Source organism: Plantactinospora sp. CA-290183 (assembly GCF_050936375.1).
In the GTDB taxonomy this organism is placed as follows: Bacteria; Actinomycetota; Actinomycetes; order Mycobacteriales; family Micromonosporaceae; genus Plantactinospora.
The window spans coordinates 180256-201456 of the sequence record NZ_JBNJMX010000003.1 but is presented as its reverse complement, the minus strand read 5'-3'; the positions used below and the strand labels follow the sequence as shown (position 1 = coordinate 201456).

Genomic DNA, 21201 nt, shown 5'->3' with positions numbered 1-21201 from the left:
GCGCGGGGCCGCCCCCGGGTCAGGGTGCCTGGGAGGCCACCACCACGGCGTCCGGCGGCACCGCCGGCGGGCCCCGGTGGGCCAGCCGGCGGACGGCGGTGTTCAGCACCGCGATCAGCGGCACCGAGACCAGTGCCCCGACGATCCCGGCGAGCACCACGCCGGCGGCGATCGCGACGATCACCGCGAGCGGATGGATGGCCACGGCCCGCCCCATGATCAACGGCTGGAGGATGTGTCCCTCCACCTGCTGGACCCCGATCACCACGCCGAGGATGATCAACGCCGTCACCCAGCCGCTGTCGACCAGGGCGACCAGCACGGCGACCGCCCCGGAGAGGGTGGCACCGACGATCGGGATGAACGCGCCGAGGAAGACCAGCGCGGCGAGCGGGAAGGCGAACGGGATGTCGAAGATCACCAGGAAGACGCCGATCCCGACCGCGTCGATGAACGCGACCAGCACCGTCGCCCGGACGTACGCGACCAGGGTGCTCCAGGAGGCCCGGCCGGCGTCATCCACCCGCCACCGCGCCGCCACCGGCAGCAGCTGGACGATGAAGCGCCAGATCTTGCCGCCGTCGCGCAGGAAGAAGAACGTGGCGAAGAGCACCAGCAGCGCGCCGGTGATCAGCTCGGCGACGGTCGCCGCGGTCGAGACCGCGCCGCTGGTCAGGGACTGGGTGTTCTCGTTGATCCAGCGCTCGCCCTGCTCGATGTAGGAGTCGAGCTGCCGGTCCGACATGTGCAGCGGCCCGGTCTGGAGCCACTCCTGGATCTGCCGGATGCCGCCGGTGGCGTTGCGGCTCAGGTCGGGTACGCCCCGGATGAACTCGTTGACCACCAGGGTGAGGGTGCCGACCACCGCGGCCAGCCCGGTGACGAGTACCACCGCCGTGGCCAGTGAACGGGGGAACCGGGCCCGCAGCAGCAGGCCGACCGCCGGGCCGAGCAGGGCGGAGAGCAGCAGCGCGATGGCCAACGGAATGATCACGATCCGGATGGTGCCGACCACTCGGAGCAGCGCCCAGGCGACGATGCCGATCACGATCAGGCGCCACGACCAGGCGGCCGCGATGCGCAGGCCGTGCGGTACGTCCGCGTCGTCCAGGCTCGACGTCGACGGGTGGACCTTCGTCAGCTCCTCGTCACCGCTCACCAGTGGGCGCAGCGGCGGCGGGGCGTCCGCCGTGGGCGTCTCGGGGGCGGCCGGATGCTCCGTCCCGCCCGACCGGCCCGGCGGGCGCCCGAACGCGGACGCGCGGCGGATCGCCGCGCGCAGCTGCTCGAAGCGGTTCAAGCGCACCTCCCAATGAGGAATCAGCCTCCCTACCGTAGCGGGCTCCTCACATGTCGGCTCGGTGCGCGCGGCCACCGGAGACGCACCCGGTCGCCCCGACCGCCCGGATCCGGTGTGCGGTCGGTCGCGCCGGGGACGGCCACCGGCGGCGTACGGCAGGGACGCGCGGTACGGTTCCGGTCGTGACCGCCGACCCGAACACCGACAACGGCCTGCCCATCCGCCTGCTGCACGACCGGGTGCTGGTCCGCACGGAGGGAAGCGAGGGCGAACGCCGCTCGACCGCCGGCATCGTCATCCCGGCGACCGCCTCGATGGGACGGCGCCTCGCCTGGGCGACCGCGGTCGGCGTCGGTCCGAACGTCCGCGCCATCGTCTCCGGCGACCGGGTGCTCTTCGACCCGGACGACCGGTCCGAGGTCGAACTCCACGGCCGGGAGTACGTCCTGCTACGCGAGCGCGACGTGCACGCCGTGGCCGCCCAGCGGGTGGAGACCGACTCCACCGGGCTGTACCTCTGAGCACCGCCGCTCCGGGCCGGATCTGAGCACGCCACTTCCCGCCGGACTGGGCACGGCCACTTCGGGCCGAATCTCCACGCCGTCGTCGGCGCTGGTCAGCGCCCCGGCGGGGGTCCGTAGCCGGCACCGGGCGGCGGGCCGTAGCCGGTCGGTGGCGGGACGTGGCCACCGGGCGGGGGCCCGTAGCCGCCGGATGCCGCCGGGCCATAACCACCAGGTGGCGGACCGTAACCAGCGGATGGCGGAGGGCCGTAGCCGCCACCGGGCGGCGGAGGGCCGTAGCCGCCACCGGGCGGCGGGGGCGGATAGCCGGGGCGCGGGGCTGGGCCGGGGTAACCGGTCGGTGCCGGCGCGCCGGCCGGCACGAGGACGACCGGAATCGGCACCACCGGCTCCTCCGGCGCCTCGACGGTCCGGCGCACCCCGTCCGGGAAGTTCAGGTGGTATCGGGCACCGTCCCACACCCCGACCGGGGCCTGCGGGTCGCGGCCGACGAAGGCCCCCCGGAACGACTGGATCGCGTCGAGCAGCCGCCGCTCGTCACCGGCCGCGCGGGCCAGGTCGGCCGGCCGACTGTCGAGCCCGCGCAGCATCCCGTCGCGCAGCAGCGCCAACCGGGTCGCGGCGAACTGGAAGCCCCGCATCGCCTTGAGCCCCTCCGGCCCGGCCACCCGGCGGGCCCACTGCCGGGCCGCGTGCCGCCGGCCGAGGCTGGTCAGCGCGGCGACCTCGGGCGGGGTGAACCAACCGGCCCGTACGTAGTCGGGCAGCCGGCGCTCGGTCAGCCGGCCCTCCCAGCCGCGCAGCCAGATGGCCAGGCCGACCATGCCGAGGAAGATCGGCACCATCAGGCCGATGTAGCCGTAGAGCAGGATCAGCGGCTGCCCGGTCTGCTGCGCCAGCGTCGGCATCAGGTTCCAGGTGCCGTGCAGCATCATCGCCAGCAGCAGGCCGGCCAGGGGAGCGAAGATCCGTACCCGCAGGTCGGCCGAGCGGGCCGCGACGCCCAGCCCGACGCCGGCCATCGAGGTGAAGAGCGGATGGGCGAAGCCGGTGAGCAGGACCCGCACGATGAAGAGCCCGAAGAGGTTCTGCGCCCCGGTGGCCGGCCCGTACTCGTCGACGCCCTGGCCGTAGGCGAGACCGCCGAGGTAGAGGATGTTCTCCACCATGGCGAAGCCGACGGCCGACAGTCCGCAGTAGACGATGCCGTCGGTGATCCCGGACCACTCCCGGCGCCGGAACACCAGCAGCAGGATCGGCCCCAGCGTCTTGGTCAACTCCTCGATGAACGGCGCCACCAGCACCGCGACGAGCGAGTCGGAGAGACCGGCGGACTGGAACAGACCGGCCGCCCAGGTGTTCACGTTGAGCGAGGCGTAGGTGGAGACCGCCGCCCCCCAGGCGAAACAGAAGAGCAGGTACTTCATCGGCTCCGGCTCGTACCGGTCCAGCCAGAGGAAGCAGGCGACCAGGACGGGGACCGGCAGGATCGCCGCCACCAGTCCGATCACCAGGGCCTCGACGCCCAACCGGCTGCCGAGGGTGAGCAGCATCGCCACCGCGCTGCCGGCGATCAGCAGGATGGCGCCGGCCATCACCAGGATGCGCTGCCAGCCCAGCCCCGAGCGCGGCATGCTGGCCGACACCGGCAGCCCGACGTGCGACGGCACCCCGGCCGACAGCGGCGGCGGCCCGTACGAGGGCGGCCCGTACGCCGGTGGCGGCCCAGGCGGCGGTACCGGCGACGACGACGGGTGCGGCGCGGCACCGCTCGGGGTCTCGGGCATGCGGTCAGCGTAGCCACCCGGGACACCGCTGGTCGGAGCAGATCCGGGCCGGTTATGCTCGCTTCCAGGTCACGAGTGCCAGCGTCCAAGCCCCGGCTTGCTGGCCGGCAACCCTCGTCGAGGTTCGCGGTGGGGTGCCCCGGGTGATGACCGGGTCCGGTTCATGTCGTGCCGGGCAAGCGCGGACCCCGTTCCATGCCGCCCCGGGGTCCCTGGACCCTCGGAGGTGCCTCCATGACCACCACTCTCGTTCCCGCGCTCCGGTCCGCCACGGAACCGGACCCCGCCCGGCCGGCCGAGGCCGCCGACGCTGGTCCCGGGCCGCTCGGCGTGCTCGGCGTACCGGGTCAGGTCAACCTCGACTACGCCGCGACCGCGCCGTGCGCGCGGGTCGCGGCCGACGCGGTGGCCGAGCTGCTGCCCTGGTACGGCAGTGTGCACCGGGGTGCCGGAGCGGCGTCCCGGCGGAGCACCCTGGCCTACGAGCGCGCCCGGCAGACCGTGGGTGACTTCCTGGGTGCCCGGGGCGACGACCACGTGATCTTCACCCGGAACACCACCGACGCGCTCAACCTGCTGGCCCGGGCCCTGCCCGCCGGCACCACGGTGGTGACCTTCGCCGGGGAGCACCACGCCAACCTGCTGCCCTGGCGCGGCGGCACGGTACGGCTCCCGGTGCCCCGCTCCGCGGGCGCGGCGCTGCGCGCCCTCGACGCCGCCCTGGGCGAACTGCGCCGTGACACGGACGGTGCGGCGCCGGTCCTGGTCGCGGTGACCGGGGCCAGCAACGTCACCGGGGAGTGCTGGCCGGTGGCCGAGCTGGCACTGGTGGCGCACCGGCACGGCGCGCGGATCGCGGTGGACGCCGCCCAGCTGGCGCCGCACGTTCCGCTGGACATCGCCGCCCTGGCCGTGGACTACGTGGCGATCTCCGGACACAAGCTCTACGCGCCGTTCGGCGCCGGGGTGCTCGCCGGGCGGGCCGACTGGCTGGACGCGGCCCCGCCGTACCTGGCCGGGGGCGGGGCGACCACCGCCGTCGGGGCGGCCACCCACGACGTACGGTGGGCGCGCGGGCCGGCCCGGCACGAGGCGGGTACCCCGAACCTGCTCGGCGCGGTGGCGCTGGCGGCGGTCTGCGCGGCCCTGGAGTCGGCGGACCGGACCGCGCTGCACGCCCGGGAGCAGGCCCTGCTGGCCCGGCTGCGCTCGGGGCTGGCCGCGCTGCCGGAGGTGCTGGAGCTGCGCACCTTCGACGCGGCCGCTCCCCGGGTGGGCATCGTGTCGTTCGTGGTCGCCGGCCGCGACTCGACGCGGGTCGCCGAGGAACTGGGCCGGGAGCACGGCATCGGGCTGCGGGACGGCCTCTTCTGCGCGCACCCGCTGACCCGGCGGCTGCTCACCGAGGCGGCCACCCGGGCCGGGCGGAGCGATCTGCCACCGACCGCGCTGCGCGCCAGCATCGGGCTGGGCAGTACCCGGGACGACGTGGACCGGCTGCTGACCGCCCTGGCCGGGCTCGGCTGAGCACGCCTGCCCAGCCGGCGGCCGGCACGGTCGTCGGCCCGGCGGCCGGCGGGTTCGTGAGCGCGACCGGCGCGTCAGGGGTTCGTCGGCCCGGCGGCGGGCGGGTTCGTGGGCGCGGCCGGCGCGTCCTTCGGCCCGGCGGCCGGCGGGTGCCGGGGAGCGGCCGTCGGCGGCGGCGCCCCGGCGTCGGCGGCCGGCGCGGCGGCCGGCCCGGCGTGGCTGCCGACCGCCTTGCGGACCAGGCGGTTCGCCTCGGTCCGTTCGATGCCGGTGGCCCGCAGCAGGTCGCTACCGGTGGTCCGGACCTGCGCGATCACCACGCTGCCGGAGAAGCCCACCCCGTCGGCGTACGCCCGGCCAGCCTCGCTGACCGCCTGTAGCGCCTGTTCCCGGGCGGCCTCCGGCGCGACACCGACGCCGAGGTCCTTGCGGAGCAGCCGCACCGACTCGGCCAGGAAGTCGACCGCGGTCGGCATCGTCTCCGGGATCGGTTCGTCGTCCTCCAGCGCCGTGACCGCCCGCCGGATCAGCGTCCCGCTGTTGTGTACGGCGTGGTTGATGTACCGGGCGCTCTCCACGTACTGGGCCAGCGCCCCCCGGCGGTGCCAGCGGGCGGGCGAGAGGTTGGCGGTCTCCCGGCCGCCCTCCAGCGCCTCCTCCAGGCCCTCCAGGTGCCGCTCCACCACGTTCAACCGGTCCAGCGCCGCCTGCGCGCGGCTGGCGTCCCGGTCCCTGAGCGCCTTCCCGGTCTCGGACAGTTCCTCGGCGAGCCGGCCGAGCGCCGGCCGGGCCGCCCGGTCCACCACGCGCAGCGGGTTCAGCGGCAGCAGCAGGGTGATCACCACGAGACCGGCGAGGCCGCCGATGAGCGCGTCGATCACCCGGGGCGACTCCAGGTTCGTCATCTGCGGCGCCAGCGCCACGATCAGTACGGCGGTGGCCGCCGCCTGGGTGACCACCGCCGGCCCGCCGCCGAGGAAGATCGTCACCACGATGGAGAGGAAGACGATCACGCCGAGCTGCCAGGGCCCGCTGCCGCCCGCGACCACCAGGGCGTCACCGAGGCCGATCCCGACGGCCACCCCGATGATCAGCTCGACGGTCCGGCGCAGCCGCTGGCCGACCGAGGAGGCGAGCGTGCCGATCGCCGAGATCGGCGCGAAGACCGGCTCGGGATTGCCGAGCAGTTCGTGCGAGGCGACCCAGGCCAGCGAGGCGGCGATCGCCGCCTGCAGCGCCAGCACCAGGTTGAACCGCACCGCGTGCCACCGGTCCCGCAGGGTGGCCCGGGACCGCTTCCGGGCACCCTCCAGCGTCTCGGCGATGCGCCGCCGGTCGAGGTCACGACGCCGCAGCGCCGTGAAGTCCCGGACAGAGCGCATGCCGGGGACTACCCGCGCAGGGGCGGGACGAACCCGCAGCGGGGGCGGCGTCGGACAATCCCGACGACTCGGTCCAGCCGGCGTGCGCCGCCCGGCACCGGCGATCGGCCCCATGGTCGGCCGGACCTCCGGCGGCTAGCCTGCCAACCATGCCGGATCTTCTCGACGACCTGCGGGCCGCGCTCGGCGACGCCGCCGTACTCACCGATCCCGATCTGCTGGAGGGCCACCGGCGCGACGAGGCCGACCTCTGCGCCGCCGGTACGCCGGCGGTGGTGGTCCGGCCGCGGAGCACCGCCGACGTGGTCACGGTGATCGAGGTGGCGGCGCGGCACCGGGTACCGGTGGTGCCGCAGGGCGCCCGGACCGGCCTGGCCGGGGCGGCGAACGCGGTCGACGGCGCCGTCGTGCTCTCCATGGTGGCGATGAACGAGATCCTGGAGGTCGACCCGGTCAACCGGATCGCGGTGGTGCGGCCCGGCGTGGTCAACGCCGCCCTGGCCGGCGCCGTCGCCAAGCACGGGCTGCGCTACCCGCCCGACCCCGGCTCCTGGGAGTCCTCCACCATCGGCGGCAACGTGGCGACGAACGCCGGTGGCATGTGCTGCGTCAAGTACGGGGTGACCACCGAGTACGTCCTCGGCCTGGAGGTGGTCCTCGGCACCGGCGAGGTGCTGCGCACCGGGCGGCGTACCGCGAAGGGCGTGGCCGGTTACGACCTCACCCGGCTCTTCGTCGGCTCGGAGGGGACGCTCGGCGTGATCACCGAGATCACCGTCGCGCTGCGCCCGGCGGCGGAGGAGTCGCTGACCCTGGTCGCGGTCTTCCCCTCCACCGCCGCGGCCGGCCGGGCGGTGGCGGAGATCTCGGCCGGCGGGCTCACCCCGAGCCTGCTGGAGCTGCTGGACCGGACACACCTGGCCGCGATCGAGGCGTACCAGCCGATGGGGCTGCGTACCGACGCCGAGGCGCTGCTGCTGGCCGCCGCCGACACCGGTCCCCGGGCCGCCGCCGACCTCGCCCGGCTGGCCGAGGTCTGCACGGCCAGCGGTGCCGACGAGGTCTACGCGGCCACCGACGCGGTGGAGGCGGCGGCGCTGCTCCAGGCCCGCCGGCTGGCCCACCCGGCGATGGAACGCTTCGCCGCGCAGGCGTACCCCGGCGGCAACGGCGGCCTGGTCATCGACGACGTGGCGGTACCCCGGGACGCGCTCGCCGCGCTGCTGGACGGCACGGCCCGGATCGCCGTCGAGTACGACGTACCGATCGGCGTGGTCGGGCACGCCGGTGACGGCAACATGCACCCGAACATCGTGGTGGACCGGGCCGACCCGGCCAGCCTGGAGCGCGGCCGGCGGGCGTTCGACGCGATCATGGAGCTCGGGCTCTCGCTCGGCGGCACCTGCAGCGGCGAACACGGCATCGGCCTGCTGAAGCGGGACTGGCTGGCCCGGGAGATCGGCCCGGTCGGGGTACGGGTGCACCAAGCGATCAAGGACGCTCTCGACCCGGCCGGCCTGCTCAACCCCGGCAAGGTGCTCTGACCACCCCGCCGGCCCGGCTCGCGCGGGCGGGCGGGTCAGCCCGGCAGTTCCACCCCACCGAGGCCGGCGCCGGCGCTCCGGTCGGCGGCGAAACCGCGCACGTCCGGGGCGCCCAGCCGGGCCGCGTCCGCGGTGGCGTCGTCCGGCATCCGCTGCGACTGCCGCTCCGCCTCGACCCGGGCCAGGTAGTGCTCGACCTCCCGGGCCCGCACCGCGGCGTTCCAGCCCAGCACCCGGCCCATCACCTCGGCGGCGTGTTCGGCCGACTCGGCGCCGCGGTGCACCGTCTCGAAGGAGATCCGGGTACGCCGGGTCAGCACGTCGTCCAGGTGCAGCGCCCCCTCGGCGCCGGCCGCGTACGCCACCTCGGCGGCCAGGTATTCCGGTGCCCCGACGATCGGCGAGCCGAGCAGCGGATCCGCGTCGACCATGGCGAGCAGCTCGGCGGCGAGGTTGCCGTACCGCTCCAGCAGGTGCTCCACCACCCCGGCCGGTACGCCGTGCCGGCGGGCCAGGTCGGCGCGGTCCCGCCACAGCGCGGCGTAGCCGTCGGCGCCGAGCAGCGGCAGGTCGGCGGTGCGCGACGGGCGTGCCCCACCGAGCCGGCGGGCCGCCCGGTCGACCACGTCGGCGGCCATCACCCGGTAGGTGGTGTACTTGCCCCCGGCGACCAGCAGCAGCCCGAGCATCGGCTCGTAGACCGCGTGCTCCCGGGAGAGCTTCGAGGTCGAGTCCGCCTCGCCGCCGAGCAACGGCCGCAGCCCCGCGTAGACGCCCTCGATGTCGGCGGTGGTCAGCGGCCGGTCCAGCACGGTGTTGACCTGGTCGAGCAGGTAGTCGATGTCCCGGGCCGAGGCGGCCGGGTGGGCCCGGTCGAGCCGCCAGTCGGTGTCGGTGGTGCCGATGATCCAGTGCCCGCCCCAGGGGATCACGAAGAGCACCGAGGTGGGGGTACGCAGGATCAGCCCGGCCTCGCCGGTGATCGCCGAGCGGGGCACCACCAGGTGCACCCCCTTGGAGGCGCGCACCCGCAGTCCGCGCCGTACCCCGACGTCGCCCAGCAGCTCGGACATGTCGTCGCTCCACACTCCGGTGGCGGCGATGACCGTACGGGCCCGCACCTCGAACTCCGCGTCCGGTGAACCGGGCGGCGCCTCCATGTCCCGGACCCGTACCCCGGTCACCTCGCGGGCCTGCCGGGTCAGCCCCACCACGCGGGCGCTGGTCACCACCGCCGCGCCGAGGCTGGCCGCGGTCCGGGCCAGCGTGACCACCAGCCGGGCGTCGTCGACCTGCCCGTCGTAGTAGCGGATCGCGCCGGCGATCGCGTCGGCGCGCAGGCTGGGAAAGGTCCGGCGGGCGCCCTCGCGGGTCAGGTGGCGGTGCAGCGGCATGCCGCGCCCGCCGCCGAGCATGCCGGCGAAGACATCGTACGCGGCGACGCCGGTGCCGTAGTAGGTCCGTCGCCAGGCCCGGCCGGGCAGGCCGGTGCGACCGCCGCCGGCCGGCAGCGGGACCAGGATCGGTACCGGACGCACCAGGTGCGGGGCGAGCCGGGTGGCCAGCAGGCCCCGTTCGGTCAGCGCCTCGTGCACCAGGCCCAGCTCCAACTGCTCCAGGTAGCGCAGGCCGCCGTGGATCAGCTTGCTGGACCGGCTGGAGGTGCCGGCCGCGTAGTCGCGGGCCTCGACCAGGGCCACCTTGAGACCCCGGGAGGCGGCGTCGAGGGCGGCGCCCGCTCCGGTCACCCCACCACCGATGACGAGTACGTCGAACCGCTCACTCCGCAGCCGGCGCAGGTCGGCGCTGCGGCGGGACGGCGAGAGCCGGCTCGCGGTGTTCCGGGAAACGTTGGGGTCACGCACCTGTCCACGGTACCGCCGCCCGCCGAGCCCGCCCGCCGGCACACCACACCGGCCCGTACCGCCGGGGCGGGCCCGTGGCGCGCAGATCGTAATCTGCACCCATGCAGGCTGGTCCCCCACCACCGCCCGGTGAACGGTTTCCGCCGCCCGCCGTCGTGGCGCCCGGGGGCCGGCCTCCCGGCGTCCCGGGCAATCCGTGGCCGGTGCTCGCCGCCGCGTTCCTCGGCGGGTGGGCCGTGGTGGTCACCGTGGGCGGCCAGGGCAGCGGCTGGCTCGTCGGACAGTTCCTGCTGATCAGCGGGCTGGACCAGCCGGCCTGGGCCGGGCCGCTCGCGGCTGCCGGTACCACGCTGCTGGTGGCGCCGCCCGCCGCGCTGCTCTGCTGGCTGCCCCGGTCCCCGGCGGTCCGCGCGGCGGGTCGCGCCTGGCTGCTCGGCGCGCTCGCCCTGGGTGCGCTCGGTCTGCTCCGGGCGATCCCGCTGCCGGCGCACGAGGGCTACCTGGCCGCCCTGGCCGCCACGGCCGCCCTGGCGGCGGTGCTGGTCCGCCGGTTCGGCCCCCACCGGGAGCGGGCCGGGGCCGGCCACCGCCCGGGTCCGGGCCGCGCCGGAGGGGATGACGCGGGAAAAGACCGGACCGGCGCGCCGGGCCGGGCCGGTACCGACCCGGCCGCGCTCGGGCTGGCGGTGGCGGCCGGGCTGGCGCTGCTGCTGCCCTGGCTCTGGGTGGGCGCGCTCGGCGGTGTACTGGAGACGGCGGCCGGGCTGTCCGCCGCCGCCGCGATCGGCTGGCTGGCCGCGACCATCCTCGACAGCGACTTCTGGGCCGCCTACGACCGCTGCGGTGCGAGCCGGCCGGACCCCTCGGGCGCGACCGGCGCCGGTGCCGGCACCGGCGCCGGCACCGCTGCGGGCCGGCCGGGTGGCGGTCCCCGGCTGGTGCTGGTCGGCGGCCTGGTGGCCGGGGTGGCGCTGGCCCTCGTCGCGGCCGGGACCGGCCAGTCCGGCGTACCGCTCGCCGCCCTGCTGGTGCTGCCGCCGGCCGGCTTCGCCCTCGCCGGGCTCCGGCCGGTGTCCCGGGCCGCCGCCGGCCTGGCGGGCGGAGCCCGGGACGGCGGGGCGGGCAGCGGGGTGGTCGGCTGGCTGGTCGGCATCGCCGCCGCCGGGCCGCTGCTCTTCGTCGACCCGGACGAGGTCACGCTGCTGCTCGTCCCGGCCCGGGACGTGCCGACCTGGACGGCCGTCGCCGCCGGCGCCTCGCTCGCCGTCGCGGTGCTGCTCGGCATCGGGTACGGCGTCGGCCTGGGCCGCTCCGGCGCGCGCTTCCCCCGCCGCCCGGTCGCCGCCGCCGTTGCCGCCGTGCTCCTGCTCGCCGCCGCCGTGGTGTACGCCGGGCCCGGCGCGCCGGGCTGGCACGGCGACCGGCTCTTCGTGGTGTTGAAGGAGCAGGCGGACCTGTCCGGGGTGCCGGCCGGCCCGTCCGGTGCCGCCGGACGGGAGGCCCGGGGCCGCGAGGTGTACCGCCGGCTGGTCGAGACCGCCCGGCGCTCGCAGGCCGACCTGCGCCGTCAACTGGACCGGCTGCACCTCGACCACACGCCGTACTACCTGGTCAACGCCGTGGAGGTCGACGGCGGCCCGGCGGTGCGGGCCTGGCTGTCCGGCCGTGACGACGTCGCCGAGGTGCTGGTCAGCCAGCGGCTGCGTCCGCTGCCGGCCGGCCGTACGCCGATGCGGGGTGCGGTGGCCGCGCCCACGGCGCCCACCTGGAACCTGCGCCTGATCGGCGCGGACCGGGTCTGGTCGCAGCTCGGCACCGACGGTGCGGGGATCGTGGTCGGCGGTTCGGACTCCGGCGTGGACGGTGCACACCCGGCGCTCGCCGGCGGCTTCCGGGGCGGCGACGACTCCTGGTACGACCCGTGGAACGGCTCCGGCGCCCCGACCGACCAGAACGGCCACGGCACCCACACGCTCGGTACGGCGGTCGGCGCCCGGAACGTCGGGGTGGCTCCGGGGGCGCGCTGGGTCGGTTGCGTGAACCTCGACCGCAACCTGGGCAGCCCGGCCCGCTACCTGGACTGCCTCCAGTTCATGCTCGCGCCGTTCCCGGCGGGCGCCGACCCGCTCGTCGACGGCCGGCCCGAGCGGGCGCCGCAGGTGCTGACCAACTCGTGGGGCTGCCCGCCGGTCGAGGGCTGCGCGACGGAGACCCTCCGCCCGGCCACCGCCGCGCTCGCCGCCGCCGGCATCTACTTCGTGGCCGCCGCCGGCAACACCGGGCCGTACTGCGGGTCGATCGACGATCCGCCCGCGCCGTACGCCGAGGTGTTCACGGTGGGGGCGGTGGACCGGGACCGGCGGGTGACCACCTTCTCCAGCCGGGGACCGGCGGCCGGCGGTGCGGCGAAGCCGGACGTGGTGGCACCGGGCGCCGACGTGCTCTCCGCCGTGCCGGGCGGCGGCTACCGGGCGACGGCCGGCACGTCGATGGCGGCTCCGCACGTGGCCGGGGTGGTGGCGCTGATGTGGTCGGCCAACCCGGCGCTGATCGGGGACGTGTCGACCACCAGCCGGATCCTGCGGGAGACCGCGACGCCCGCCGAGGCGTCCCGCGATCCGGACGACACCTGCGGTTCGGACGCCCACGTGACCGGTGCGGGGCTGGTCGACGCGTACGCGGCGGTCCGGGCCGCCCAGGCGGTGGAGCGGCGTTGAGCCGGCAGCGGGGTTGGGCATCGAGCCGGCGACGGACGCGACGCCGGGCGAGGGCGACGGCCGACCGCGCGGAGTCGCGCACGATGATCTAGGGTCCCCCTGGTGGACGCCGAGTTCTCCCTCGTCGAGCTGACCGACGACCTGCTCCCCGCCGTCGTGCTGCTCTGCCAGGAGTCCCTGGACCTGCCCGAGGACGCCACCGAGGCGGCGGCGATCGTGGCCCGGTTGCGCGACGACCGCCCACTGCCCGGTTCGGCCGAGCGCCGCCGTACCGTCGGGTTGGTCGCCCGCTCCGGCGACGCGCTCGCCGGCGTGGTCCTCGGTTCGATCGCCCGCCGCGACCCGGGCACCGGCCATGTCGACCTGCTCGCGGTCCGCCCCGAGCTGCGCCGCCGGGGCGTCGGCCGGGCCCTGCTGCTGGCCGCCGAGGGCGCGCTCGCCGGTGTCGGGGCGAGCCAGGTGCTGCTGGCCGGCAACGCCCCGCACTACGCGTGGCCGGGCATCGACGTGCGGTACACCCCGGCGATCTGCACCGCGCTCGCCCTGGGCTACACGCCGGACGGCACCGCCTGGAACATGACCGCGGACCTCTCCGACGAGTCCTCCCCGGCGTTGCGGGGCACCGGGGCCGGCGAGGCGCGGCTGGCCGGCGAGGGCGTGACGGTACGCCGGGCGGTGCCGGGGGACCTTCCGGCGCTGGTCGAGTTCGCCCGGGACAACTTCGGCGGCAGTTGGGACGCCGAGGTGGCGCACTCGATCGGCCGCCCGGACGCCGGCTGCCATCTCGCCGTCCGTACCGCTGCCGGGGGCGGGGACGAGATCCTGGGTTTCGCCGCGTACGGCTCCTCCCGGCCGAGCTGGTTCGGGCCGATGGGCACCGCCTCCGCCGCGCAGGGGCTCGGGATCGGCGGCGTGCTGCTGCGCCGCTGCCTGCGCGACCAGTGGGCGGCCGGGCATTCTCGGGCGCAGATCGGCTGGGTCGGGCCCGTACCGTTCTACGCGGCGAGCGCCGGGGCGTGGATCGAGCGGGTCTTCTTCCTCTACCGCAAGCGGCTCACGCCGGCGGCCGGGACGAGCTGAAACTCCCGAACGGCCCGCAAAGACCAGAGAACGGGAGCAATACCCATATAGCGCCATTCTCCGGTACGTCGTCCGCCGTGCTCCTACCGTTGTCAGGTGAGGAGGAAGTCATGGCGAAGGACGACGAACCAATTGACGATCTCCAGCCGGTCGCGTTGACCCGGGTCACAAAGGTGCCCGCGGAGACGCCGGTGAGCCGGCTCGACTTCGGCGACGCCGTACAACGGGCCGAGATGGAGGGCGTCGCCGAGACTCCGCTCGAACCCGTGGAGATGGTCGACGCGCCGGTCCAGATCAGGAAACCCTTCACGCCGTTCGAGAAGCGACGCAACCAGCGGCGCCTGCCGACCTGACCCCGGTCGGCGTCGACGCTGCCGCCTGTCGGTCGGGTCGACATTGCCGGACCTGTCGGCCGGGTCGACATTGCCGGGCGTCAGTCCCGGTCCACGCTGCCGGACCTGCCGGCCCGGTCGACGCTGCCGGATCTGTCGGCCGCTGGATCGGGTGGCCGGCCCGGCCATCGGACAGACAGCGACGAGGGGCGGACCGCTCGCGCGGCCCACCCCTCGCTACGTGGAGCCTGGACTCAGAAGTCCATGTCCCCGCCGCCCGGCGCAGCCGCCGGGGCCGGGTTCTTCTCCGGCTTGTCCGCCACCACAGCCTCGGTGGTCAGGAACAGCGCGGCGATCGACGCGGCGTTCTGCAGCGCCGACCGGGTCACCTTGGCCGGGTCGATGATGCCGGCCGCGAGCAGGTCGACGTACTCGCCGTTCGCGGCGTTGAGGCCGTGCCCGGGGTCGAGGTTGCGTACCTTCTCGACCACGACGCCACCCTCAAGGCCGGCGTTGACGGCGATCTGCCGCAGCGGGGCGTCCAGCGCGACCTTGACGATGTTCGCACCGGTCGCCTCGTCACCCGCGAGGTCCAGCTTGTCGAAGGCGGTCTTGCCGGCCTGCACCAGCGCGACGCCACCACCGGGGACGATGCCCTCTTCGACGGCGGCCTTCGCGTTGCGGACCGCGTCCTCGATGCGGTGCTTGCGCTCCTTCAGCTCGACCTCGGTGGCCGCGCCGACCTTGATCACCGCAACGCCACCGGCCAGCTTGGCCAGCCGCTCCTGCAGCTTCTCGCGGTCGTAGTCGGAGTCGCTCCGCTCGATCTCGGCCCGGATCTGGTTGACCCGGCCCTGGATCTGCTCGGCGTCGCCGGCACCGTCGACGATGGTGGTCTCGTCCTTGGTCACCACGACCTTGCGGGCGCGGCCCAGCATGTCGAGGCCGACGGCGTCGAGCTTGAGGCCGACCTCCTCGCTGATCGGCTGGCCACCGGTGAGGATGGCGATGTCGCCCAGCATGGCCTTGCGACGGTCACCGAAGCCCGGCGCCTTGACGGCGACGGACTTGAAGGTGCCCCGGACCTTGTTGACCACCAGGGTCGCCAGGGCCTCGCCCTCGACGTCCTCGGCGATGATGGCCAGCGGCTTGCCCGACTGCATGACCTTCTCGAGGATCGGCAGCAGATCCTTGACCGAGGCGATCTTGTTGTTGACGATCAGGATGTAGGGGTCGTCGAGGACGGCCTCCATCCGGTCGGGGTCGGTCATGAAGTACCCCGAGATGTAACCCTTGTCGAAGCGCATGCCCTCGGTGAGCTCCAGCTCCAGCCCGAAGGTGTTGCTCTCCTCGACGGTGATGACGCCTTCCTTGCCGACCTTGTCCATCGCCTCGGCGATGATCTCGCCGACGCTGCTGTCACCAGCGGAGATGGAGGCGGTGGAGGCGATCTGCTCCTTGGTCTCGACGTCCTTGGCGAGCTTGCTCAGCTCCTCCGAGACGCTCGTGACCGCGGCCTCGATGCCCCGCTTCAGGGCCATCGGGTTCGCGCCGGCCGCGACATTGCGCAGGCCCTCGCGGACCAGCGCCTGGGCCAGGACGGTCGCCGTCGTCGTGCCGTCACCGGCAACGTCGTCGGTCTTCTTGGCGACCTCCTTGACCAGCTCCGCGCCGATCTTCTCGTACGGGTCCTCGAGCTCGATCTCCTTGGCGATGCTCACACCATCGTTGGTGATGGTGGGAGCGCCCCACTTCTTCTCGAGCACGACGTTGCGGCCCTTGGGGCCGAGCGTCACCTTCACGGCGTCGGCGAGGGTGTTCATACCCCGCTCGAGGCCACGGCGCGCCTCTTCGTCGAACGCGATCATCTTGGCCATACGGCGTTGTCCTCCTGGACACTCACGGCCACCGGAGTCTCGTCGACCCCGACGTGCCGCCTGATTACGCACCTTCGGACGTCACCGCTGCGTCAGCTCGCGGCGTCGAGGGCGCCTGTGCGCCTGATCGACTCCGACGCGCTGGGCGACGGTGACGTTCGCCGGCCGGGCCGGATAGCCCGCGACGACCGGCCATGTGCCGCAAGCCCCTCCCGCGGACTCGCGACCGTGGCCCTACCGCCCCGACCTTCTGGCACTCGCGGCGCGCGAGTGCCAATCACTTGTTTAGCACTCTCACCTGCCGAGTGCAAGCGAGTAGGCGCGACCCGGCGAGGTGGATGACGGGCGACCAGACGGACCCGGGCCAGGTGATCTGCGCGGATCCAGCCACCGGCCCGCCCCGGGGAACGACCGGCCGGAATGCGAAGTCCGGCGCCCGCGCCGAGGGAAGGCGCCCGGCGCGCCGGGCGCCTCAGTCGCGTCCGGCGCGTCCCGCGCGACGGGGATGACGGCACGACGGCGATGACGGTGCGACGGCGCCAGCGGCACGTGGAGCGACGCAGCCTGCGAGGAACGGCGTCGGGCCAGCGGCACGTGGAACGGCGCAGCCGGCGAGGAAGGGCCGCCCGGCGCCAGCCGGCTCGGGGACGGCGACCCGGGGATCGCCGCCCGTCCTCAGCGGGCCGCGGGTCAACCCGGCTGGAGCCCCACGGATCGGCCCGGCCAGGGCCCACGGATCGGACCGGCCGGAGCCCCACGGATCGGCCCGGCCAGGGCCCACGGATCGGCCCGGCCGGAACCCACGGATCAACCCCGGCCGGGCCCGACCGGCGCCCGCGCGGAAGGCCTCGGACACCCGCGAGGAACCAGCCGGAGCCGGTGGCGGACCGGTCGGCAGGGCCGAACAGGGTCGGCGGCCGAACAGGGTCGGCAGCCGGACCGAGCGGCGACGGGGCGGCGGGCACGCTACGGCTGGAGAATGCGCCCCGGACCGGATAGGAAACCGGATCGCCGGGTGTCGAAGTGCCGAAGGGGGTAGGCCGCTATTTCGGCGGCCTCACGCGATGAGGCGGACCTTCTCCGCCTGCGGACCCTTCTGGCCCTGCGCGATTTCGAACTCGACGCGCTGACCGTCGTCGAGTGCCTTGTAGCCATCCATCTCGATCGCGGAGAAGTGGACGAACACGTCCTGTCCACCGTCGACCGCGATGAAGCCGTAGCCCTTTTCGCTGTTGAACCACTTCACGGTGCCCTGCGCCACGGTGCACTTCCTTACTTCGGTCGCGCCGGGGTTGACGACTCCCCCGGCGTCGACGCGTACGCCTGCCGGGGCCGCCGAGCCGGGTTCCGGAAGGTCCACCGAATCGAGCGGCCGAAACCGCACCGTACACCAGGTCTGTCGCCAACGCACTACTCCAAAACGGGCAGCAGGCTCAGAACCGCACGGTTCTCCGCCGCTATTTCCCATTGGCCGGTGTCGCTGCACAGCTCACGACCGGTCTTGCCGGGCGGCGAGTGCGTCGGTAGCCGACGGCGCGGAGCCGAGCACGCCGTGCGACCATTGCCGACGTGCCGGTACCCGCCCCGAACACCACCGCCGGCCCGGAGACGGCCCCGGCCCCGGACGCCCCCGCCAGCCCCGTACCGGCGGTCGCCGGTCGCTCGGCCGCCGGACCGCCGCCGGTACGCCGGGTCCGGCCGACCGACGTGGGCCGGTGGCGGGCGCTGCGGCTGGAGATGCTCGCCGACTCACCGCTGGCCTTCCTGCAGACGCTCGCCGACGCGGCCGCCCGGCCGCACGCCGACTTCGCCGCCCGGATCGCCGGCACCTCGACGGGCCACCGCTCCGCCCAGTTCGTGGCCGAGGCCGACGGCCGGTTCGTCGGGCACGCCGGCGGGCAGGCGGCACCCGGGCAGCCGGGCCTCACCATCGTCTCCACCGTCTACATCACACCGGCCTGGCGCGGCAGCGGACTGCTGGCTGCCCTGATCGCCGAGGTCGCCGCCTGGTCCCGGGCCGCCGGCCGACCGGAACTGCTGCTGGAGGTCGTCGTCGGCAACGACCACGCGGTACGGGCGTACGAGCGGCTGGGGTTCGTCGACACCGGGGTACGGGTGGCGCACCCGACCGTGCCGGTCCTGCGCGAGTTGCAGATGCGCCGGGCGGCCTGAGCGCCGACGCGGTTAGGAAGGGGCCCTTCCTATACAAAAAGCGATAAGAAGGGGCCCTTCCTTACCCCTCAGTGGTGTCGGCGGGCCTGGACCACGCGGAACCGGTTGGCGACGTACGCGCCGTCGGTCAGGGCGGCGTTGGCGGCCGGGTTGGCGCCGCTGCCGTGGAAGTCGGAGAACGCGGCCGACTGGTTGACGAAGACGCCCCCGGTGAGGTTGCAGGAGAGGTGCACCCCGGTCTCGATCGCCGCCGTCTCGGCGGCGTCCAGCACGGCCGGGTCGGTGGCGTAGACCGAGGCGGTCAGCGCGCCGCGCTCCCGCACCGTCTGGCGCAGGATCGCCAGGCTGTGTGCGGTGGAGTCGGTCGCGACCACGAAGGAGATCGGCCCGAACCACTCCCGCCCGTACGTCGGCACGGCGTCCGCGCCGAGCCGGGCGATCAGCGGGGTACGGACCACCGCGCCCGGGTAGCCGGGGTGTTCGACGGTCCGGGACGGCAGCAGCGTCTCGCCGACTTCCGCCGCCTCGTCGAGCCGGGCCAGCACCCCGTCGTTGACGATCGCGCCGATCAGTTCGACGGCCCGGGCCGGGTCGGCGGTGAGCTTGCCGACCGCGCCGGCGATTCCGGCGGTCACCTCGTCGAAGCTCTTGTGCCCCTGGTCGGTCTCGATGCCTCCGGTGGGGACCAGGATGTTCTGCGGGGTGGTGCACATCTGTCCGCTGTAGAGGACCAGTGAGAAGCCGATGTTGCGGCACATCCCGGCGAAGTCGTCGGTGGAGTCCACCACGATGCTGTTGACCCCGGCCTTCTCGGTGTAGACCGCGGCCTGCCGGGCGTTCGTCTCGAGCCAGTCGCCGTACTCGGTGGAGCCGGTGAAGTCGACGATCCGCACCTCGGGCCGGAGTGCCAGGGTCGAGGCGAGCCCCTCGCCCGGCGCCTCGGCGGCGAGCATGATCACGTTCGGGTCGAAGCCGGCCTCGGCGAGCACCTCCCGGGCGTACCGGACGGTGATCGCCAGCGGCAGCACGGCCCGGGGGTGCGGCTTGACCACGACCGGGTTGCCGGTGGCCAGCGAGGCGAAGAGGCCCGGGTAGGAGTTCCAGGTCGGGAAGGTGTTGCAGCCGACCACCAGGGCCACCCCGCGCGGCACCACGTGGAAGGTTTTGGTCATCCGCAGCGGGTCGCCCTTGCCGGCCGGCTTCTCCCAGGCCGCGCTCGCCGGGTGCCGGGTCATCTCCCGGTACGCGTAGGCGAGCGCCTCCAGCGCCCGGTCCAGCGCGTGCGCGCCACCGGCCTGGAAGGCCATCACGAAGGCCTGGCCGCTGGTGGCATGCACCGCGTTGGCCAGCTCGAAGATGTGCGCGTGCAGCCGGGCCAGGATCTCCAGGCAGACCCCCAGCCGGGTCTGCGGGCCGGCGTCCCGCCAGCCGGGCAGGGCGGCGGTGGCGGTGGCGAGCAGCGCCTCCGCGTCGGTGTGCGGGTACTGCACGCCCAGGTCGATGCCGAACGGGCTCGCCTCGGTGGCGACCCAGTCCACGGTGCCGGGCTGGTCGAGCGGGAACTTGCCACCCAGGTACGAGCGGAAGGCGGCCTCACCCTCGGCGGCGGCGGTCTCGCCGTAGACGCGGGGGCTGGGCGACTCGGGGTAGGCCGACCAGTAGCCGCGCTCGGCGATCGCGGTCAGCGCACGCTCCAGGGTGTCGGCGTGCCGGGCGAAGAGGGGATGCGGGCTGGGCTGGCTCGTGGCTTCGGCGCCGGCCCGACTCCCAGGTGTAGGGGTCATCCCGCCATCATGCACCAGCTCAGCGCCATCGGGTCAGATGGTCGCCTGCCAGCTGTGCAGTGCGGCGACGGGGCGGAAGCCCATCGCCTCGTTGATCGAGATCATGTAGGTGTTCGACGCCGCGTTGTAGGTGTCGATGAACCGCAGGGCGGGCTCGCGCTCCAGGGCGTACCGCAGATTCTCGATCTTGATGATCGTGCCCAGCCGGTGGCCCCGGTGCCGGGGCTCGACGAGGGTGATCTGCTGGTAGGCGTGCCAGTCGCAGCTCGCGGCCAGCCCGATCATGGTCCAGGCGACCAGCCGGCCGGTCGCGTCGTGCCGGACGCCGCAGTTGTACCACCGCATGCCGCGGGCCTCCAGCCCCGCCTCGATCCCGCGCAGCCGGGCGACGTCGGGCACCGGCGAATCCCACGTGAGGTCGCCGAGCGGTGCGTCCCCGACCAGCCGGCTGTCCAGATAGGCGACGTCGTCGACGTACTCCTCCGGGGTCCGGTCGGGCCAGCGCACCACCGAGTAGCCGGCCGCGCGCAGCCGGGCGGCATCCAGCAGCCGGTCCAGCGCCGGCGAGTCGACCGCGGCCACGTCGAGCCGGCGGCGTACGTCGGCGAGCGCGAAGTGCCCGCCCATCGCGAGCGCGAAGGCGTCCCCGGGGGTGGCGCCGGAGGCCGGGTCGGCGGCCGTACCGGTGGCGGGGTCGGCGAGCGTGCTGACGGTCTCCGCGACGACCCGTTTACGGCCGAGGTCGCGGAGCAGTCGCACCGCGTACCCGTAGAGCGCCCGGCCGACGCCGCGGCGCCCGTACCCGGGGTGCACCGCGAGGGTGAGCTGCGCGTTCTCCAGGTTTTCCAACTGGGGCAGCGTGACGGTCAGGTATCCGACCGGGACGTCGTCGAGGTGGGCCAGCGCGTGTCGCTGCTCTTCGCCGGGCATCGGGTGCCGGAACCCGCCGACGAAACGCTGCCGGCAGTAGCGCGGCAGGTCCGGCGCCTCGGCCGCGCGGGCGTCGGCGAGGATCTCGTACCCCCGCTCGATCGCGACGTCGTCGGCGGCGTCGAACGGGGTGACCACGATGTCCATCCCCCGAGGGTGCCCGGCGCACCGTCCGGACGCGACCGAATATCGGCGTTTCCTCAGTGGATCGATCGGAATTGATTCATGTGCCGCACCGGTGTCGATCCGAGGGCCGACCGGTGGAAGTTTGGTCGGGAGGACGATCGCACAACGCCTCCGGCGTTGGGACGTAAGAGCTTGAAAAGTCTACGGCGATGCGCCCTCCCGCACGGAGCATCTTGCGTCCTGCAGATGCGGTC

General features: G+C 74.5%; 15 protein-coding genes and 1 riboswitch. Of the genes, 7 read left to right on the top strand and 8 right to left on the bottom strand.

Features of this window, described 5'->3' with window-relative positions; all coding sequences use genetic code 11:
* Positions 1 to 19 precede the first annotated feature (19 nt).
* Positions 20 to 1324, bottom strand: coding sequence for an AI-2E family transporter (locus ACQEUR_RS09010; protein WP_433028967.1), 1305 nt, complete (start codon positions 1322 to 1324; stop codon positions 20 to 22).
* 158 nt (positions 1325 to 1482) lie between these two features.
* Here ACQEUR_RS09010 and ACQEUR_RS09005 point away from each other — a divergent pair, with 158 nt between their 5' ends.
* Complete coding sequence (locus tag ACQEUR_RS09005; RefSeq protein ID WP_433028263.1) at positions 1483 to 1821, top strand: GroES family chaperonin; 339 nt, start codon at positions 1483 to 1485, stop codon at positions 1819 to 1821.
* Positions 1822 to 1916: 95 nt separating this feature from the next.
* On the opposite strand, the gene ACQEUR_RS09000 is transcribed toward ACQEUR_RS09005, so the two are convergent.
* Positions 1917 to 3611: a PrsW family intramembrane metalloprotease gene (locus tag ACQEUR_RS09000; RefSeq protein ID WP_433028260.1), complete on the bottom strand. Its 1695-nt coding sequence runs from the start codon at positions 3609 to 3611 to the stop codon at positions 1917 to 1919.
* 67 nt (positions 3612 to 3678) lie between these two features.
* Positions 3679 to 3799: riboswitch (SAM riboswitch) on the top strand.
* A gap of 46 nt (positions 3800 to 3845) precedes the next feature.
* Here ACQEUR_RS09000 and ACQEUR_RS08995 point away from each other — a divergent pair.
* Entirely contained in the window at positions 3846 to 5138 is a 1293-nt protein-coding gene (locus ACQEUR_RS08995) for an aminotransferase class V-fold PLP-dependent enzyme (protein WP_433028257.1), read from the top strand.
* Between the two features lie 74 nt (positions 5139 to 5212).
* On the opposite strand, the gene ACQEUR_RS08990 is transcribed toward ACQEUR_RS08995, so the two are convergent.
* Complete coding sequence (locus ACQEUR_RS08990; RefSeq protein ID WP_433028254.1) at positions 5213 to 6520, bottom strand: FUSC family protein; 1308 nt, start codon at positions 6518 to 6520, stop codon at positions 5213 to 5215.
* A 149-nt stretch (positions 6521 to 6669) separates the two neighbouring features.
* On the opposite strand from ACQEUR_RS08990, the gene ACQEUR_RS08985 reads away from it, so the two are divergent.
* Positions 6670 to 8064 (top strand): FAD-binding oxidoreductase, encoded by a 1395-nt coding sequence (locus tag ACQEUR_RS08985; protein WP_433028252.1) that lies wholly within the window; start codon positions 6670 to 6672, stop codon positions 8062 to 8064.
* 35 nt (positions 8065 to 8099) lie between these two features.
* On the opposite strand, the gene ACQEUR_RS08980 is transcribed toward ACQEUR_RS08985, so the two are convergent.
* Positions 8100 to 9929: a glycerol-3-phosphate dehydrogenase/oxidase gene (locus ACQEUR_RS08980; protein ID WP_433028250.1), complete on the bottom strand. Its 1830-nt coding sequence runs from the start codon at positions 9927 to 9929 to the stop codon at positions 8100 to 8102.
* A gap of 101 nt (positions 9930 to 10030) precedes the next feature.
* Between ACQEUR_RS08980 and ACQEUR_RS08975 the strand changes: the two genes are divergently transcribed.
* From ACQEUR_RS08975 to ACQEUR_RS08965, 3 genes are all read left to right on the top strand, one after another.
* Positions 10031 to 12646 carry a S8 family serine peptidase gene (locus tag ACQEUR_RS08975; protein WP_433028248.1) on the top strand — a complete coding sequence of 872 codons (2616 nt, stop codon included), beginning with the start codon at positions 10031 to 10033 and terminating at the stop codon, positions 12644 to 12646.
* A gap of 102 nt (positions 12647 to 12748) precedes the next feature.
* The gene (locus ACQEUR_RS08970; protein ID WP_433028246.1) at positions 12749 to 13726 is read left to right on the top strand and encodes a GNAT family N-acetyltransferase; all 978 of its coding nucleotides are present in this window, start codon (positions 12749 to 12751) and stop codon (positions 13724 to 13726) included.
* 110 nt (positions 13727 to 13836) lie between these two features.
* Positions 13837 to 14079 (top strand): hypothetical protein, encoded by a 243-nt coding sequence (locus ACQEUR_RS08965; RefSeq protein ID WP_433028244.1) that lies wholly within the window; start codon positions 13837 to 13839, stop codon positions 14077 to 14079.
* Positions 14080 to 14312: 233 nt separating this feature from the next.
* Here the strand turns inward: ACQEUR_RS08965 and groL are convergent, their stop codons facing one another.
* Together groL and ACQEUR_RS08955 are read right to left on the bottom strand one after the other, a co-directional pair.
* On the bottom strand, positions 14313 to 15935 hold the full coding sequence (gene groL / locus ACQEUR_RS08960) for a chaperonin GroEL (RefSeq protein WP_433028242.1): 1623 nt from the start codon (positions 15933 to 15935) through the stop codon (positions 14313 to 14315).
* 1057 nt (positions 15936 to 16992) lie between these two features.
* Positions 16993 to 17196 (bottom strand): cold-shock protein, encoded by a 204-nt coding sequence (locus tag ACQEUR_RS08955; RefSeq protein ID WP_173040429.1) that lies wholly within the window; start codon positions 17194 to 17196, stop codon positions 16993 to 16995.
* A 446-nt stretch (positions 17197 to 17642) separates the two neighbouring features.
* Between ACQEUR_RS08955 and ACQEUR_RS08950 the strand changes: the two genes are divergently transcribed.
* Entirely contained in the window at positions 17643 to 18107 is a 465-nt protein-coding gene (locus tag ACQEUR_RS08950) for an N-acetyltransferase family protein (RefSeq protein ID WP_433028964.1), read from the top strand.
* A 68-nt stretch (positions 18108 to 18175) separates the two neighbouring features.
* On the opposite strand, the gene paaN is transcribed toward ACQEUR_RS08950, so the two are convergent.
* Together paaN and ACQEUR_RS08940 are read right to left on the bottom strand one after the other, a co-directional pair.
* Positions 18176 to 19891 (bottom strand): phenylacetic acid degradation protein PaaN, encoded by a 1716-nt coding sequence (paaN, locus tag ACQEUR_RS08945; RefSeq protein WP_433028240.1) that lies wholly within the window; start codon positions 19889 to 19891, stop codon positions 18176 to 18178.
* A gap of 33 nt (positions 19892 to 19924) precedes the next feature.
* Positions 19925 to 20968, bottom strand: a complete 1044-nt coding sequence (locus ACQEUR_RS08940; protein ID WP_433028238.1) for a GNAT family N-acetyltransferase — start codon at positions 20966 to 20968, stop codon at positions 19925 to 19927.
* Between the last annotated feature and the right edge of the window lie 233 nt (positions 20969 to 21201).

Bases quoted from the DNA above. Each gene is read 5' to 3' on its own strand.
- ACQEUR_RS08975 (WP_433028248.1), top strand. From the start codon at position 10,031: ATGCAGGCTGGTCCCCCACCACCGCCCGGTGAACGGTTTCCGCCGCCC.
- ACQEUR_RS08940 (WP_433028238.1), bottom strand. From the start codon at position 20,968: ATGGACATCGTGGTCACCCCGTTCGACGCCGCCGACGACGTCGCGATC.
- ACQEUR_RS08985 (WP_433028252.1), top strand. From the start codon at position 6,670: ATGCCGGATCTTCTCGACGACCTGCGGGCCGCGCTCGGCGACGCCGCC.
- ACQEUR_RS08995 (WP_433028257.1), top strand. From the start codon at position 3,846: ATGACCACCACTCTCGTTCCCGCGCTCCGGTCCGCCACGGAACCGGAC.
- groL (WP_433028242.1), bottom strand. From the start codon at position 15,935: ATGGCCAAGATGATCGCGTTCGACGAAGAGGCGCGCCGTGGCCTCGAG.
- paaN (WP_433028240.1), bottom strand. From the start codon at position 19,891: ATGACCCCTACACCTGGGAGTCGGGCCGGCGCCGAAGCCACGAGCCAG.
- ACQEUR_RS08990 (WP_433028254.1), bottom strand. From the start codon at position 6,520: ATGCGCTCTGTCCGGGACTTCACGGCGCTGCGGCGTCGTGACCTCGAC.
- ACQEUR_RS08965 (WP_433028244.1), top strand. From the start codon at position 13,837: ATGGCGAAGGACGACGAACCAATTGACGATCTCCAGCCGGTCGCGTTG.
- ACQEUR_RS09000 (WP_433028260.1), bottom strand. From the start codon at position 3,611: ATGCCCGAGACCCCGAGCGGTGCCGCGCCGCACCCGTCGTCGTCGCCG.